Raw genomic sequence first — 13,691 nt, forward strand, 5'->3', positions numbered from 1 at the left:
GCCCCGGACGGTCGCGAAACTCCGGCCCTGGAAACCCCATAGGGTGGCGAGCATGGACCTCGAAGAACGCCTTGCTGTCTTCATCGACTACGAGAACCTGGCGCTGGGCGCCCGGGAGCACCTGGGCGGGATGCAGTTCGACTTCGGCCCGATCGCCGACGCCCTCGCCGTGCGCGGCCGCGTCGTCGCGCGCCGGGCCTACGCGGACTGGTCGTACTTCGACGAGGACCGGCGCATGCTGACCCGGCACCAGGTCGAGCTGATCGAGATGACGCAGCGGATGGGCGCCTCCCGCAAGAACGCCGCCGACATCAAGATGGTCGTCGACGCCATCGAGATGGCCTTCGAGCGCGACTACATCTCCACGTTTGTCATGTGCACCGGCGACAGCGACTTCTCCCCGCTCGTCCACAAGCTGCGCGAGCTGAACAAGCGCGTCATCGGCGTCGGCGTCGAGAAGTCGACGTCGCGCCTGCTGCCGGCCGCCTGCGACGAGTTCCTCTTCTACGACCGCCTCGAGGGCGTAGAGGTGCCCGACGACGAGCTGGGCGCCCCGGCCCCGAAGCGCGGTGGCCGCTCCCGCAGGCCCGCCGCTACGCCGGAGCGCGCCACCGCGCAGAAGGCCCCCGCAGCATCGCGCCGCACCAAGGCCGCTGAGGCGGTGGCCGAGGCCGTCGCCGAGGCCACCACGCCCGACGGCACGATCGAGCCCGAGGCCAAGCCCGCGACACGGCGCCGCAAGAAGGCGGAACCAGCGCCGACACCCGTCGAGGTGGCGGCCGAGATCGAGTCCGAGACCGACGTGACCGAGCAGGAGGAAGCCCCGGCGTCGAACGACGCGCCCATGGAGGTGCGCGTGGCACAGACCCTCGCCGACCTGCAGTCCTCCACGAGCGGCGCGGTGACGGCTTCGGCCCTCAAGCGCACGCTGCTGCGCAAGGACCCGACGTTCAGCGAGTCCGACTACGGGTTCCGCACCTTCGGCGAGTTCCTGCGGTTCCTCGCGGACCGCGGGTTCGTCGAGCTGGCCACGGGCCCGTCGGCGGGCGACCCCGAGGTGTCGCTGCCGGAGCAGGGTGACACGTCCGCCGCGTTCGCGCTGCTGCGAACCGTCGTGCAGGAGTCGAACGGCTCGGCGGCCCTGTCCGGCCTGAAGAACGCCGTGCGCAAGAAGCGCCCCGACTTCTCGGAGAAGGCGCTCGGCTTCCGCGGGTTCCTGCAGTTCGCGAAGGCGGCGGAGGCCGCCGGCGCCGTCGCCCTGGCCTGGGACGACGACGCCGACGACTACCTGGTCACCGCCTGAGCCGGAGCGGAGTCGCAGGCTCAGGCGGCAAACGGGAACCGCCTGAGCCGGAGACGCAGCGCAGGGTGCGGGCCGATGTGCTCCATCAGTCGGTGAGCACGCCAGGCACCGTGCCGAGTCGAAGGGCGAGCTCGCTCCCGTCCCGGCCGGCGACGGTCGACACTCGAGGGACGTCGAGGTCGGCCGCCGAGGACCCGGCGTCCGGCACGTTCCCGGCGAGGATCTGCTGCCCGCTGGTGAGCTGCCGGATCGCCACCGCACGCACGCGGTCTGGACGACGGCGCGCGACCCTGTCGTAGATCTCGACGTCGTGCTGGCCGTCGTCGCCGAAGAGCACCCAGCGCACGTGCGGGAACCACGACATCAGGTGCTCGAGGCTTGCCTCCTTGTGCGTACGGCCGCTGCGGAACCACCCGGTGAGGGTCGGTCCCCAGTCGGTGAGGAGCAGCGGGCCCTGCGGATACGCATGGCGCGAGAGAAAAGCGCGCAACGTGGTCGCGGTGTTCCAGGCCCCGGTCGACAGATAGAAGAAGCCGGCGTCCGGGTGTGCCTCCTGCACCGTCCTGTACAGCTCGGGCATGCCCGGCACCGCCCGACGCGCGCTGGGATGCCGAACGAACGTGTTCCATGCCGCGAGCAGCGGCCGTGGCACCGCCGTCACCATCGTCGTGTCGTCGATATCGCTGACGACGCCGAACCGCGTGCGCTCGTCCAGTACCAGCAGTGAGGCGTCGGCCGTGCACGGTACTGGCTCGTCGAGGCACGTCAGGACTACAGGCTGCCAGCCGGCCGCCAACGGGGCGCTGGTGGGAAGCTCGACGTCGATGTAGCCGGCGCGGTCGCACGTCACGACGGAAGTCTGGCCGCCGACCTGAAGCCGCACGCGGCGGTGGGGCGCCGGCACGGTGAGGAAGTGCCGGAACCCGCGCCGGCCGGCACGGAGGACATCGTGCTCGGGGGACAAGGGACGCGGCCGCGAGAGCAGCACGCGAGCGAGGACTCGCACCCGGTCCGGCGTGCCGTACCCGGCATAGGTCTCGAGCCGGGGACGCCAGCCGGCGCGACTGAGCACCCATCCCGCCGCGGCGTAGAGGTGGTCCTCCACAACCGCGGCAAGGTGCGGGCGCTGCGAGGGGTGCGGGGTCGAGGTAGCCACACCCGATTGTCCCCTGCTTCTGACCAACCGTGCTCGTGGTCGCGCTGCCCTGCACGATGCGGCGCCGTTAGGGCTCTTGTAGGTCTCTTTAGTCTTTTACACCACATATAGTCCCGTCCCCGGGGGTGCTTGAGGGGTGCACAATAGGCCGGTGACGTACCGGCTCCTCAAGCTCATCCTCTCGATACTCGTGCTCGTGCTTCTGCGTCCGCGCGTCACTGGCCTGCAGAACATCCCGAAGCGCGGCGCCGTGATCCTGGCGAGCAACCACCTGTCGTTCATCGACTCGCTGCTCATCCCGATCATGGCGCCGCGGCATGTCGCGTTCCTGGCCAAGGCCGAGTACTGGACCGGCAAGGGCATCAAGGGCCGCATCTCGCGCTGGTTCTTCACCAAGATGGGCGACATCCCCGTGCAGCGAGACGACCCGCGCGCCGGGCAGCGCTCCCTCGAGGACGCGCTGGCCGTGCTGCAGCGCGGCGGCGCGTTCGGCATCTACCCCGAGGGCACGCGCTCGCGCGACGGCAAGCTGCACAAGGGACACACCGGCGTCGCGTGGCTCGCCCTGACCGGCAAGGCCCCCGTGGTCCCGGTCGCGCTGCTCGGCACGGACAAGGTCAAGCCCATCGGCAAGATGCCGCGGTTCGCCCGGGTCGAGCTGCACTTCGGGACGCCGATCGACCCCTCCCGTCAGATCGCGGCCGGCACCAAGCCCGCGCAGGCGCGGCGCGAGCTGACCGAGCAGGTCATGCAGTCCATCCAGGCGATGAGCGGCCAGGAGCGTGTCGACTGACCCGCCTACGCGAGGCGACTACAGCCGCGTGATCCGGATCGCGTCCGCGACGACGTACTCCGTGCCCTGGGTCCAGCGGCTGACCGCTACGACGGTCCGGGTGCCCGCCGTCATCGCATAGGTGCCGAGCGAGAGCCAGGCGCCTCCGCCCGTGGACTGGTCCACGCGGATCGTCGACGAGCCGGTCCCGGTGTGGACGATGAACGGCGTCGACGTGTTGTAGCCGGCCACCGCCGGGAACCACGCCTCCACCCGGTACGAGCCGTTGGACGGGATGGCGGCAGAGAACGACGCCAGGTCGCTGACCTCGGCGGGCGTCGCGTAGCGGTAGCTGGCGCCGTACCGCTCGGCGGAGAACGACGACGTCTGCCATGACGAGCCCGCCGAGAAGCCGGACGACGTGTTGTCGACGATGACGGACCAGCTCGACCCCGCCAGGGCTGCGGCCACCTCGGACCGCAGCTGCGGCAGCATCGAGTACAGGACGTCGCCGGGGCAGGCCGTGGCCGTGTAGTCCCGGTGCCCGTAGATCTGCGTCGGCGCGATCCCGTACTGGTCGCAGATGTAGGCGCACAGCTCCACCAGCCGGCTCCAGAGCTGCGCGGGCGGCGTCGCACTCGTGTAGGTGCCCTGGTTCTCGATCCCGATGGCCTGGCTGTTCTGCCCGGGTGCGTGCGCGCCGACCACCGTGCCGCTGCCGCTCTGCAGCCGGGACAGCGACCCGTGCCGGCCCTCCATGACGTACCCACCGCGGCTCACCGTGAGGTGCTGTCCGGTGTCCACCCAGCCGTTGGCGAAGTGCCACTGCTGGATCTCGCGCGCTATCTGATACCCGGCTGCCTGCGAGTAGTCGGTGACGTTCGCCGACGCCGTGTGGTGGATCAGGATCTTGTTCGGGTTGGTCGAGACCGTGTCGATGGTGCCCCGGGCGGCCGCGGCGCCCCACGTGTTGCAGCTCGCGATGGTCGGCACTGCGACCTCGACCCCGGCCAGCGCCCCAGGTGGTGCGTCGGCCGGCGCCTCTGGATCGGGTGCCAGGGACGGCGGGGCGGTGGCGCCTCGCACCGGGGCGGCGACGGTAGCGGCGACGGCGGGCGCAGCGATCGTCGCGCCCGCGGCGCCGATCCCGAGGACGACAGCGCTGCGCAGGAGGTCACGCCGGCCGAGCGAGCCGTGGCTGTCGGAGCTGTGGTCGGCGGAGCTGTGGTCGTGATCGTGCACGGTGGGGCCTCCACAAGGTCGGTCGCGCCGGGACGGGCCGAATTCACCCGTAGTATCAGCCGACGCCGTACCCCTCCGGTACATCACATCCGGGGTATACCCCCGCGCGATGGCTACCCCTCCGGCACGTCATGGAGACGCTCAGGTCACCCTGTGACCTGAGCGTCTGACACGTCCGATGTCCACGGACCGCCGCGCGAGGCAGTCAGGACTCGATCGTCCGGTGGCTCTCGGACGAGCCCTGTTCGATCTGGGTCGAGCCGGCGGTGTGCTCCACCTCGATCTTGCGCGGCTTCGCCTCCTCGCTGACCGGGATCGTCAGCGCGAGCACGCCGTCGGCATACGAGGCCGAGATCCTCTCGAGCGCGAGTCCGCGACCCACCGTGAGCTGTCGCGCGAACGTGCCAGTGGGCCGCTCGCGGACCAGCCACTGCGCGTCGGTGTCCGAACGCTGCGTGCGCTCGGCGCGGACCGTGAGAGTCCGGTCCTCGACCGAGACGTCGATGGTGCCCGGGTCGACGCCGGGCAGGTCCATGGACAGGACGTAGTGATCGCCCGTGCGGAACAGGTCCATCGGCATGCCGCCGGACTGCCGCGCATTCGTGGCGAACGTGCTGAACAGCCGGTCCATCTCCTGGAACGGGTCCCAATAGGTAGCCATAGCGCATCACCTCCTACGACAAGGCGGCTCTGGCGACTCCAGGGCCGCCGCGCTGGACGACGGCCCTCGCCGTCGTCCGGCTACCTCTCCGTTCTAGCACTCGCCATGGGCGAGTGCCAGTGCTCGGGCAGGCCGATCGCGGTCGGCGAACGGGTCGGCGATCCGCCGCCGCCCGCTAGGCCGCCGCGCGGCCGGTCAGCCCCACACGCTCGAGGAGGTCGAGCGCCGGCCGGTGCTTGTTGAACGTGTACACGTGCACACCGGGCGCGCCGGCGTCGAGCACGTCGCGCGCGAGCGCGGCGGAGTACTCGATGCCGTGTGCGTGCTGCGCCTCGGGGTCGACGGCGCCGTCGGGCGCGACGAACCGGTCGAGGTCCCGCAGCAGGTGCGCGGGCGCGGCCACGCCCGTGAGCTCCTCGACGCGGCGCAGGCGGCGCGCCTCGGTGGTGGGCAGGATCCCCGCGAGGATCGGGATGGTCACACCCGCGGAGCGGGCCGCCTCGACGAACCCGGTGTAGGACTCCACCCGGTAGAAGAACTGGGTTATCGCAAAGCTCGCACCGGCCTCCTGCTTCTCGAGCAGCCGCTGCACCTCCTGCTCGCGCGTGGTGCGCGCCCCGGGGTTGCCGTCGGGGAACGTCGCCACGGCGATGGTGAGCGGGCGGGCGGCGGCTCGCAGGGCCGCGCTGGCATCGTTGGCCACGCGGCGCTGGTCCACCTGCGTGAGCAGGCGGACCAGGTCCACGCTGGAGCGCACGCCGTCGGACGGCGGACACCAGTCCGGCTCGTCGCGCGGGGGGTCTCCGCGCAGGGCCAGGAAAGACCGGACGCCGGCCTCGAGGAACTCGTCGATCACCTCGGACACGTCCTCCCGGGACGCGCCCACGCAGGTCAGGTGAGCCACCGGCAGCACCGGGGTGCCCCTGAGCAGCGTGGCGAGCACCTCGCGCGACGTCGCCCGGTCACCGCCGGCGGCGCCGTACGTGACGGACACGAAGTCCGGGCGGGCCGCCACGAGCCGCTGTGCCGTCTCCCAGAAGTTGGGCGCGACATCGGGGCGACGCGGTGGCATCAGCTCGAACGACACTGTGGGGCGGTGCGGGTATGCCTCGACGACCATGGCTGCTCCATCGAACCTGGCGTGAGCACCTTACGTCCTCACGCCACGGCCACGGGGCAGGAAGTCGGCAGGTTGCTGCGGTGTCAGGGAGCCAGGACTCTCGACCGCTCTGGATGGGATCGCCACCATGTTAAGCGAATGTCCAGCACTGGGACGCATTCCGTCCGGAGACCGAGACGGCTCGGTCCACGAGCGCGCACCCGCGGCGTCGCTACTTCACCGAGCCCGCCACCAGGCCGCCCACCAGCCGCTTCTCGATGGCCATGAACAGGATCACCACCGGCACTATCGCGACCACGGAGACGCCGAACACATAGTGCCACGACGTCTCGTACTGGCCCACGAACTTGGTGAGCGCCACGGACAGCGGCTGGTTGCCCGCCGTCGTCAGCAGCACCAGCGAGGCCGCGAACTCGTTCCAGGACGCGACGAACGTGAACACGACCGCGGTCACGATCCCGGGCCACACGAGCGGCAGGTTGATCTTGGTCAGGACGGCGAAGGTGCCGGCGCCGTCGAGCTGCGCCGCCTCGTCGACCTCCTTCGGGATGCCCGCGAAGAAGCTGTGCATGATCCAGACCGCGAACGACAGGTTGAACGCCGCGTTCACCAGGATCATCGCCACCCACGTGTCGAGGATGCCGATGGCGATGAACTCGCGGAACAGGCCGGACGTGAGCACCGCCGGCTGCACCATCTGTGTCACGATCACGAGGAACAGGAAGACGAGCCGCCCGCGGAACCGGAACCGGGCCGTGTAGTAGGCGGCAGGCAGCGCGACGGCGAGCACGAGCAGCGTCGCGCACAGCGAGATCACCAGGGTGGAGATCAGGTTCTGCAGCAGCGGCGTCTCGGGCGTGGCCCACATGGTGGCGTAGTTCTCCCAGTGCCACTCCGTGGGGAAGTAGGTGGGGTCGACCGACCTGATCTCCGCCTTCGTCTTCACCGAGCCGAAGAACATGATCAGGTAGGGGAGCAGGAACACCACCAGCACGACGAGCCCGGCGAGCATGCGCAGCAGCAGGGAACCGAGGGGCACCTGGTCTGCCGTGTACTTCCGCATCCGCTGCGGCTTGTCCGACGTCGGACGGGTCGCCCTCCTCGGGGCGGTCCCAGAATCGATGATCGCGGTCATCAGACCTCCTCCAGGGGGCGGACTACCCGCACGTAGATGGCGACGATCCCGATGACCACCAGGAACGCGATGACGGACAGCGCGCTCGCCAGATCGATCTGCCGCTGGTTCTGCATGTACTTGAAGATCATGGTCATGACGGTGTCGGCGTCGTACCCGGGGATGGACCCCGTCATGACCTTCAGGATCGGCAGCGAGTTGAACACGTTGATGATGTTGATCAGCACCGCCACCGATACCGCGCCCCGTAGCTGCGGCAGCACCACGCTGAAGTAGGTCCGCACCCCGCCGGCGCCGTCGATGCGCGCGGCCTCGACGGTCTCGCCGGGGACGGTCTGGAGGCCGGCCAGGATCGTGTACGTGGTGAAGGGCAGCGACACGAACACGGCGACCACCATGGCCCACGCGAACGCGGTGCCCGGGTGCCGGGTCCAGCCGTAGCCCTCTGGAGTGTCGATCAGGCCGACGTCCACGAGGAACGAGTTGATGATGCCGAAGTACGGCTCCAGGCCGTAGTGCACCACCAGCGTCGTCATGACGACGCTCGACGCCCACGGCACGATGACGGCCATGCGCACCAGGCGGCGACCCGGGAACGCCTTGTTGAGCAGCGCCGCGAGCGCGAGCGACCCGATCAGCGTGCAGGCCACGACGACGACCACCCAGACGACGGTGCGCCCGAGGATCGGCCAGAAGTACTGGAAGCCGACCACCGTCGCGAAGTTCGCGAGGCCTACGCCTCCGTCGTCCACGCCGCTCTGGCTGATGTCGCGTGTCGAGTTCCAGAACATCAGGCCTACCGGGAACAGGACCACGGTCGCGATGAGTGCGACCGCGGGCCCGATCCACGGCACGGCCTTCAAGAGGTCCTTCACAGGTTTCCCCCTGCTTTCCGTTCGTAGTGTGGTCAGCCGTGTGGTTCAGCCGCGAGCTTGCTCGCGGCGGTCAGCGTCGGGCGTCAGCCCGCGTCGACCTGTTCCTGGATCTCGGCCAGGACGTCCTTGGCCGACTTGTCGCTGTCGAGCTGGCCGAAGAGCGCCTTGAACGCGGAGTCCGCGGCGGCCCAGTCGGGGTTGGTGCTCGGGTAGAACTGCGCGTCCGGCAGGACCTCGAGGAACGGGGCGAGCGCCTCCTCGTCGGCCAGCGCCTCGGAGCCGGAGACAGTGGTGGGCAGGAAGCCCTCGGCCTGGACCCATGGGACGTAGACGTCGGCGGAGTACAGGTAGTCGAAGAAGGAGGTGATGGCCTCCTGCTTGTCGCCGTCGTTCTGGAACGCCATGAGGTGGTCCGCGACGCCCAGAGTGAACGGGGAGCCGTCCTTCGTCGGGATCGGGTGGATCGAGTACTCGAGGTCCGGGTTGTCGGACTCGATCTGGCCCACGCTCGGCGGCAGGCCGACCTGCATGCCGATCTTGCCCTGGACGAAGATGTCGAACAGCGGGCTGCGGTCGGTCGCGCCGGCGTCGGCCTGCGTCGCGCCTTCGTCGATCACCTTCTTGATGTACTCGGCACCCTCGAGGTTCTCCGGGGTGTCGACGGTGATGGCCTCGGCGTCACCGAAGGATCCGCCACCGCCCCACAGCCACACCGCTGCCTCAGCCTGGGCCTCCTCGGAGCCGAGCGGCATGCCGTAGCCGGCCACGCCGCCGCCGAGCTCCGAGACCTGCTTGGCCGACTCGAGCAGCTCGTCCCAGGTGGCGGGGACCTCAGCGCCCGCCTCCTCCAGGAGCGCGTCGTTGACGAACAGCGCGCGGGCCGAGGCGATCCACGGCAGGCCGTAGGCGGTGTCGCCCACCTGAGCGTTACCCAGGAACGTCGGCTGGAAGTCGGCGTAGGTCTCGTCGGAGGTGACGTCCTCGACCGGGTACAGCAGCTCGTCGTCGGCGAAGCCCGCGAAGGGGCCGCCGTTGTAGATGTCGGGTGCGTCGCCGCCCTGGATCTTGGTGGCGATGACGGACTCGAGGTTGTCCCAGGACTCGACCTGGAGGTTGACCTTGACGTCGGGGTTCGCCTCTTCGAACCCGGCGATCACGTCTTCCCACAGTCCCTGGGTGGCGTCGGAGTAGCTGGGAACGAGCAGGTCGAGCGTGGTTCCGTCACCGCTCGCTTCCCCGCCGGACCCGCCGAAACCGCATGCCGTCAGACCGGTTGTCGCGGCCAGCGTGATCGCGATGATCCCGCCAGACCTCTTGTACTGGGCCATTTCTGTCCCTCGCTCTCTTCGTGGTGCCGGTCACGTTTTCACTTGGGACCATAATCTGTCAAGGGTTCTAACAAACCTGTGACATGCGAGTGACACGATGGCCCCAGACGGCCCGGAGGCCAGTGGAGAGGCTAAAAAGGAGGGCCGCAGCCCACGGCTGCGACCCTCCTTCGGCATGCCTCCGGACCGACGGCGGGCACCGCCGCCGGCCGGATTCGTCAGCAGCCGCAGCCCGAGTGGTCGCCCTGCGGGAGCCACTCGACGGCTGGGGCGTTCTGGACGTTGCCCGTGTAGGTGAGCTTCCACCACCGGTCACGCGCGGCGACGCGCGTGAAGAACGTTCCGTAGTCCGAGCTGACGGTCAGGTCGCGCACGAACACTTCGCTCATGCCGTCCTCCCAGGGGCCGTCCGGGTCGTAGGTGAGGCGCACGGTGCCCATGTACATCCTGTCCCACGTGAGGTCGCCGTCGTCGCGGATGCCAAGGACCAGCACGTTTCCCTTGATCCGCGAGGTTCGCCCGTCGGTGGCCGTGGGGTTCGAGATCGACGCCTCGATCATGGTCTGGCGCCGGATGGGTACCGTCTTGGCGTTGTTCACGTCGACCGTGTGCACGACCAGCTGGCCGTCGGGGCGCTCCACCGTCGCGGTGAACTCGATACCCACACGGTAGGACCCGGTGGTAATGGTTCCGGGCAGGGCGATCCTCTTGCTCCGGTCCCCGTCCGCGTCCACGGTGAGCGGGAACGTGCGCACCTGCCGCGCGCCGGCTCGTTGGAGCGTGACCACGCCGTCGAACGCCTGCAGCTCGCCGCCGGTCCAGTCCAGGTTGACCCAGTAGAAGACAAGCGCGCGCGAGAGCTCGTCGGTCTCCACGTTGCCTGTGATGACCGAGCCCCTGGCCTGCATGCGGGTCGTGACGACGGTGCCGTCACGCTCGCTGGTGTCGACGAGCGGGGTGGCCTGAGCCGCCGGTGCGGCGACCAGGCCGCCGGCGAGCAGGGTCGCGGCGGTGGCGAACACCACCAGACCCCGGCGAAAGATGGAACTGCGGGACGTGCTGTGCAGAGACATCACGGTTTCCTGTCTGTTCGGTGGCGCCTGTCCCGGCGAGCACGTCGCTCGCCGTCAGGCTTCACCACCGAGTACGGACGGCAGGACCGGAACGTTGTGGGAGAGAGCCGGAACGTGATGAAGACGGTCGCCCTCGTTTGCGCGGTTACCGCTCAGTGGCGCCGGTCATCGGCAGGCCGAAGGCCAGCCCGACGGTGAGGATGCCGGCCACGAACAGGTACGGCGACGACGCCCCCTCGTCCGTCGCGCCGATGCCGATCAGGGCGAGCCCGCCCAGGAACAGCGCGAAGCAGAAGATCGCGCGTACCAGCAGGGTCGCCGTGGGCTCCTGCTTCTGCCTGCGGGCCACCTCGAAATCGCTCATGGGGCAAATCTACCGTCGCGGCGCGTGACGACGCGTCCCCATCGAAGACGAGGGGGAGATGGGTGACATCTTCGGAAATTTCCACGGCCTTGGCGGACGCCCGCGTGGCGCTCGCCAACGGCGATGGAGCCGTCCGCGCGGCGCTGGGCGAGGGCCGTCCTCCGGTTTCGGACGGCGGCGCCGCGAGCGGACCCGTGCCCAGGGCAACCAGGACAGCCGTAGCGATCCCCCAGGTCAGCGCTTTGGTCAAAGCACTCCGCCGCATCACCGAAGGCACTGGGGCGCAGGGCTCGCAGCATGCTCTCTCCGTCTAGGGTTCGGGGGGAGCGTTCGGCGGCAGCCTTGCGCGGCGAGGCCATGGCCCCGCGGCCGGAGTGTGAATAGCGCCCAAACCGCAACGATGTTCACTGAGCGCGAAACATGGGCGAGTCCAGGTGACACTACGATGCGTTCGTGGCAAACACGTCCCCCGCCTTCGACCAGCGTCCAGCCCGTGTGCGCACGGACTGGGGTATCTCCGGCGCGCTCGCCCTCACCGCCACCGATGCGCGATCGTCGCTCGTGGTCGTCGTGGACGTGCTCTCCTTCTCCACCGCGGTCACCGTTGCCTGTGAACAGGGCGCCGGCGTGTATCCGTTCCCGTATCACGACCCCGCCGGAGCGGCCCGGCTCGCGCGCACCATGCGCGCCGCTCTGGCCGGCCCGCGCTGGGAGGACGGCATCAGCATCTCGCCGGCCTCTCTGCAGCAGCTCGACGCCGAGCGCCTGGTGATCCCGTCGCCGAGCGCGGCCCAGATCTGCCACACCATCGCAAACCGCGGCGCGCTGATCGTCGCGGGGAGCTTCCGCAACGCGAAGGCTGTTGCCGGCCTCGCCGCCGCGCATCTGGACGCCTCCGAGAAGCACGACGTCGTGCTCGTCCCCGTGGGCGAACGGTGGCCCGACGACACGCTGCGGCCCGCGCTCGAGGACTACCTCGCCGTCGGCGCCATCGCGTCGCGGCTCACCGCGATGCTGCCCGCAATAAGCGTCTCCCCCGAGACCGCCGCGACGGTCACCTTGTGGAAGTGCACCAAGGACATCCCGGACTCAGTGGGCGGCACGGCGAGCGGCCGGGAGCTGCTCGACTCCGGGTTCGCCGACGACGTCACGATCTCCACCGAGGTAGACGCCACCGATGTGGTGCCGGTGCTGCTGGACGGCGCGTTCGTGCCGCTCGGGCACCGCGTCGCCGCAGCCCGCGGCCGCAGGAACGTCTCGGCGGGCGCCCGCTGACCCACCCGCCGAGGTAGTCGTCTACTTGGGCGCCAGGAGCTGGGAGAGGGCCGCGACGATCTGGACGTCGCCCTCCAGCCAGGGGACGTCGTCCAGCTCGGACGCCGTGAGCCAGCGCAGCTCGTCGTGATCCTCCAGCGGTTCGGGCGTGCCGTCCTGCAGCCGCGCGAACCAGACCCGCATCCGGTGCTTGGCCGTGATGGGCCACGCGCCGCCGTCGGGTCCCGGGAGCTCGGCGCCCAGGGCGACCCGCACGCCGAGCTCCTCATCGAGCTCGCGGCGCAGCGCATCGAGCTGCTCCTCGCCCGGCTCCACCTTGCCGCCCGGGAACTCCCAACGCCCGGCGAGCGCCTCCGGGGCAGAACGTCGGGCGGCGAGCAGCCGGGTGGGATGGTCCAGGTCGTCGACGATCACGGCGGCAACCACGTTGATGAGGGTCTCCTGCATGCCGAGCAGTCTCCCACCCGGAACTTCCACCGACACATACGACGACGGCACCGCTGGGGACAGGCGCCGTCGTCGTAGTGCTGGGTGTCAGTCAGCGATATGGAACTCGTTCGCCTTGGCAATCGCCTCCGCACGCGAGGAAACGCCGAGCTTACGGTAGACGCTACGGACCTGCGTCTTCACCGTGTTGCGGGTGACATACAGGCGTCGAGCGATCTGCTCGAGCGTGGCGTCCTCGGTGAGGTTCGCCAGGATTACCCGCTCACGACGGGTCAGGCTGGGGATACGGTGGTCAAGGGTCATCGCAGTCATGGTCGTTTTCCTCCACACAGCGGCCGGTTCTGGGGTTCCGGCCTTCGGTTGCTGCTATGTGGTAGAGCCCAGCGCGTGAAATTCATGACGCGGTTATCACGTGACTTTTCGACTGTTACCGTTCCGAGACCCAAGCCGCCCCCCGGATGCGCACAAAGCGACCCGAGGGGCGGTTCTGACGGGCTCGGAGGAGCCGCGAGCGGTCAGTGCCCGGTGTGCTCCGCGTACTCCGCGGCGGTGAGCAGCTCACCCGTGCCGGAAACCTCGACCTTGAAGAGCCAGCCCTTGCCGAACGGGTCCTGGTTGACGATCTCCGGGTTCGCCACAGCCTCGGTGTTCACCTCGGTGACGGTGCCGCTGACCGGCGAGTACAGCTCGGACACGGACTTGGTGGACTCGATCTCGCCCACCACGGCGCCCGCCTCGATCGTGGCGCCCACCTCGGGCAGCTCCAGGTAGACGACGTCGCCGAGCGCTTCGGCCGCGACGTCGGTCACGCCGATGACGGCGGGCGTGGACCCGTCCAGCCACTCGTGCTCGGTTGTGTACTTGAGGTTCTCGGGGAAGTCGGCCATGTCAGCTCCTTGCATGCTTCGGATCGGTGGATGTCGGTGGTCGAGCCTGTCGA

15 protein-coding genes and 1 riboswitch are annotated in these 13,691 nt (G+C 69.4%); of the genes, 3 read left to right on the forward strand and 12 right to left on the reverse strand.

The genetic code is table 11. The annotated features are described in order from the left end of the window. Positions 1-52 precede the first annotated feature (52 nt). Positions 53-1,303 carry an NYN domain-containing protein gene (locus tag IE250_RS08725; RefSeq protein ID WP_189668867.1) on the forward strand — a complete coding sequence of 417 codons (1,251 nt, stop codon included), beginning with the start codon at positions 53-55 and terminating at the stop codon, positions 1,301-1,303. Between the two features lie 85 nt (positions 1,304-1,388). Here IE250_RS08725 and IE250_RS08730 read toward each other — a convergent pair whose 3' ends face one another. Further along, complete coding sequence (locus tag IE250_RS08730) at positions 1,389-2,459, reverse strand: App1 family protein phosphatidate phosphatase (protein ID WP_189668868.1); 1,071 nt, start codon at positions 2,457-2,459, stop codon at positions 1,389-1,391. A gap of 151 nt (positions 2,460-2,610) precedes the next feature. On the opposite strand from IE250_RS08730, the gene IE250_RS08735 reads away from it, so the two are divergent. Then, positions 2,611-3,252: a lysophospholipid acyltransferase family protein gene (locus IE250_RS08735; RefSeq protein WP_189668869.1), complete on the forward strand. Its 642-nt coding sequence runs from the start codon at positions 2,611-2,613 to the stop codon at positions 3,250-3,252. 18 nt (positions 3,253-3,270) lie between these two features. Here the strand turns inward: IE250_RS08735 and IE250_RS08740 are convergent, their stop codons facing one another. The 8 genes from IE250_RS08740 to IE250_RS08775 form a co-directional block, all read right to left on the reverse strand. Continuing rightward, positions 3,271-4,473 (reverse strand): golvesin C-terminal-like domain-containing protein, encoded by a 1,203-nt coding sequence (locus IE250_RS08740; protein ID WP_189668870.1) that lies wholly within the window; start codon positions 4,471-4,473, stop codon positions 3,271-3,273. 205 nt (positions 4,474-4,678) lie between these two features. Beyond that, a complete protein-coding gene (locus IE250_RS08745; protein ID WP_189668871.1) occupies positions 4,679-5,134 on the reverse strand; it encodes an Hsp20/alpha crystallin family protein in 456 nt (151 codons plus the stop codon). 175 nt (positions 5,135-5,309) lie between these two features. Continuing rightward, positions 5,310-6,254 (reverse strand): methylenetetrahydrofolate reductase, encoded by a 945-nt coding sequence (locus tag IE250_RS08750; RefSeq protein ID WP_189668872.1) that lies wholly within the window; start codon positions 6,252-6,254, stop codon positions 5,310-5,312. A 4-nt stretch (positions 6,255-6,258) separates the two neighbouring features. Next, a riboswitch (SAM riboswitch) is annotated at positions 6,259-6,374 on the reverse strand. Between the two features lie 91 nt (positions 6,375-6,465). Beyond that, the gene (locus IE250_RS08755; protein WP_189668873.1) at positions 6,466-7,389 is read right to left on the reverse strand and encodes a carbohydrate ABC transporter permease; all 924 of its coding nucleotides are present in this window, start codon (positions 7,387-7,389) and stop codon (positions 6,466-6,468) included. Next, positions 7,389-8,264: a carbohydrate ABC transporter permease gene (locus tag IE250_RS08760; protein ID WP_189668874.1), complete on the reverse strand. Its 876-nt coding sequence runs from the start codon at positions 8,262-8,264 to the stop codon at positions 7,389-7,391. The genes IE250_RS08755 and IE250_RS08760 overlap by 1 nt, the downstream gene beginning before the upstream one ends. Positions 8,265-8,347: 83 nt before the next feature. Then, positions 8,348-9,592: an extracellular solute-binding protein gene (locus IE250_RS08765; RefSeq protein ID WP_189668875.1), complete on the reverse strand. Its 1,245-nt coding sequence runs from the start codon at positions 9,590-9,592 to the stop codon at positions 8,348-8,350. A 218-nt stretch (positions 9,593-9,810) separates the two neighbouring features. Then, positions 9,811-10,665 (reverse strand): hypothetical protein, encoded by an 855-nt coding sequence (locus IE250_RS08770; protein WP_189668876.1) that lies wholly within the window; start codon positions 10,663-10,665, stop codon positions 9,811-9,813. A 145-nt stretch (positions 10,666-10,810) separates the two neighbouring features. Next, complete coding sequence (locus IE250_RS08775) at positions 10,811-11,029, reverse strand: hypothetical protein (RefSeq protein ID WP_189668877.1); 219 nt, start codon at positions 11,027-11,029, stop codon at positions 10,811-10,813. A 453-nt stretch (positions 11,030-11,482) separates the two neighbouring features. Between IE250_RS08775 and IE250_RS08780 the strand changes: the two genes are divergently transcribed. Further along, positions 11,483-12,304, forward strand: coding sequence for a 2-phosphosulfolactate phosphatase (locus IE250_RS08780; RefSeq protein ID WP_189668878.1), 822 nt, complete (start codon positions 11,483-11,485; stop codon positions 12,302-12,304). A gap of 21 nt (positions 12,305-12,325) precedes the next feature. Here IE250_RS08780 and IE250_RS08785 read toward each other — a convergent pair whose 3' ends face one another. The 3 genes from IE250_RS08785 to gcvH all read right to left on the reverse strand — a co-directional run bounded on the left by IE250_RS08785 (position 12,326) and on the right by gcvH (position 13,638). Continuing rightward, a complete protein-coding gene (locus IE250_RS08785; protein WP_189668879.1) occupies positions 12,326-12,751 on the reverse strand; it encodes a (deoxy)nucleoside triphosphate pyrophosphohydrolase in 426 nt (141 codons plus the stop codon). 87 nt (positions 12,752-12,838) lie between these two features. Next, on the reverse strand, positions 12,839-13,063 hold the full coding sequence (locus IE250_RS08790) for a LuxR C-terminal-related transcriptional regulator (protein ID WP_189668880.1): 225 nt from the start codon (positions 13,061-13,063) through the stop codon (positions 12,839-12,841). A 203-nt stretch (positions 13,064-13,266) separates the two neighbouring features. Continuing rightward, entirely contained in the window at positions 13,267-13,638 is a 372-nt protein-coding gene (gene gcvH / locus IE250_RS08795) for a glycine cleavage system protein GcvH (RefSeq protein WP_189668881.1), read from the reverse strand. Between the last annotated feature and the right edge of the window lie 53 nt (positions 13,639-13,691).

The organism is Promicromonospora soli (assembly GCF_014653785.1).
In the GTDB taxonomy this organism is placed as follows: Bacteria; Actinomycetota; Actinomycetes; order Actinomycetales; family Cellulomonadaceae; genus Promicromonospora; species Promicromonospora soli.

Coding starts and splice junctions, on each gene's coding strand:
- IE250_RS08725 (WP_189668867.1), top strand. CDS start 53: ATGGACCTCGAAGAACGCCTTGCTGTCTTCATCGACTACGAGAACCTG.
- IE250_RS08745 (WP_189668871.1), bottom strand. CDS start 5,134: ATGGCTACCTATTGGGACCCGTTCCAGGAGATGGACCGGCTGTTCAGC.
- IE250_RS08750 (WP_189668872.1), bottom strand. CDS start 6,254: ATGGTCGTCGAGGCATACCCGCACCGCCCCACAGTGTCGTTCGAGCTG.
- IE250_RS08755 (WP_189668873.1), bottom strand. CDS start 7,389: ATGACCGCGATCATCGATTCTGGGACCGCCCCGAGGAGGGCGACCCGT.
- IE250_RS08765 (WP_189668875.1), bottom strand. CDS start 9,592: ATGGCCCAGTACAAGAGGTCTGGCGGGATCATCGCGATCACGCTGGCC.
- IE250_RS08770 (WP_189668876.1), bottom strand. CDS start 10,665: ATGTCTCTGCACAGCACGTCCCGCAGTTCCATCTTTCGCCGGGGTCTG.
- IE250_RS08775 (WP_189668877.1), bottom strand. CDS start 11,029: ATGAGCGATTTCGAGGTGGCCCGCAGGCAGAAGCAGGAGCCCACGGCG.
- IE250_RS08785 (WP_189668879.1), bottom strand. CDS start 12,751: ATGCAGGAGACCCTCATCAACGTGGTTGCCGCCGTGATCGTCGACGAC.
- IE250_RS08790 (WP_189668880.1), bottom strand. CDS start 13,063: ATGACTGCGATGACCCTTGACCACCGTATCCCCAGCCTGACCCGTCGT.
- gcvH (WP_189668881.1), bottom strand. CDS start 13,638: ATGGCCGACTTCCCCGAGAACCTCAAGTACACAACCGAGCACGAGTGG.